The sequence below is a fragment of the Helicobacter didelphidarum genome (assembly GCF_003364195.1).
In the GTDB taxonomy this organism is placed as follows: domain Bacteria; phylum Campylobacterota; class Campylobacteria; order Campylobacterales; family Helicobacteraceae; genus Helicobacter_A; species Helicobacter_A didelphidarum.
The window spans coordinates 1-1,366 of sequence record NZ_NXLQ01000133.1 but is presented as its reverse complement, the minus strand read 5'-3'; the positions used below and the strand labels follow the sequence as shown (position 1 = coordinate 1,366).

Below are 1,366 nucleotides of genomic sequence, written 5' to 3'. Positions count from 1 at the left end.
GACTCCTCGCTTCAAAATGGAGCAAATCCAGCTTGATAAAAAGACAAGAAAGGCATTGCAAGAGTGCATTACACTTGTGAAAAAGCAACCACTTATATATGATACTTGGGGATTTCGTCAAATTGTGGGAGAGTGAAAAGGGATTCGAGGCATTTAGTATATACTATACAAATCTTACTACGCTTGATAATTATATCTTTCCTCTTACTTTTAAGGAAGAGCATACAAAAGCACTTGGTGATACGAAGCATTTGAGAGACAATCAAATCCCATTTGCCTTTGATAAAGAATTCTTTAATATCAATCAAGAATATACTAACTATCAGCAAACTTGCTCCATAAATGGAGATATACCACTTGCATTAAATGATTTTAAGCTTTATATTAAACAAGATGACTTGGCAAGGAGAGTAAATACAGGGATATATATAGCAAGTGAGCTAGAGACTATAAAAACAAAAATGTATGATGATAAAGATAATAAAATATCTTTGCTTACCTTTAATCACGAAAAAGAAAGATTTTATATAGCTGATGAAGAAAATGACTTTAGCTATCAAGATTTTGACTTATCGTATATAGATTCTAAAGCAGACAAAAGTAAATATGCGTATGTGCTAAAGGGAGATTCTCTCATCATCGCTAATAATCTCAAATATTATGGCAATATAACACAAGAATCCATGCAGACTTATATCAAAGTAATGATAGCTAAAGCAAGTAGAAAATTTGAAAACTTTAATAATGAAATATCTCTAGCAAAAGCTTACTATACACAACAGGAGGAATATAATGCGTAGTCTGTATGTAGGAGAAAACAACCAAACTATTGACGCACAAGAACTAGAAAATCAAGGATATACAGATATACACTTTCAAGGTATCCACCTCACAGGTGGCACAGAATCTAATAAACCTCATAATGAATGCTTCTTTGGGGAATTAGATTCTAATGATAGCAATATGGGATTCAATACAAATAAACCCATATATTACTTGCAAGGTAATGAAGACTTAAGCAACAAAGATTCTAATACTATGGATTGCCACGCCGATAAATCGGCTCGCAATGACAAGAATATATCCACTTCCACCCTCCAAATATTCCTCCACTCCTCTACACTTACAATACTTCATTATTCTCTTATTCATTCTAGCCTACATATCAAACTAGAATGTAATAGCAAAGAATCTCAAGAGATAGAAGAGAAAGAAAAAGCACTCTTAGAATCTAAAGCAAAAGATTCTAAAGAGAATAAAGAAATAATCTCCACTGCCTTCCTCTGTCCTATATTAGAAGATAATGAATTAAAATGTCCTCATAATGGCAGAGTAAAGCTAAAGAGCAAGAAAGGTAAAAGCTTCA

General features: G+C 32.7%; 1 protein-coding gene and 1 pseudogene. Both read left to right on the top strand.

Annotated features, from left to right (window positions below):
• Positions 1-122 precede the first annotated feature (122 nt).
• The gene (locus CQA53_RS11470; protein ID WP_115544022.1) at positions 123-800 is read left to right on the top strand and encodes a hypothetical protein; all 678 of its coding nucleotides are present in this window, start codon (positions 123-125) and stop codon (positions 798-800) included.
• A pseudogene (locus CQA53_RS11465) lies at positions 793-1,366 on the top strand (hypothetical protein); the annotation flags it as partial. The gene CQA53_RS11470 and the pseudogene CQA53_RS11465, both read left to right, overlap by 8 nt.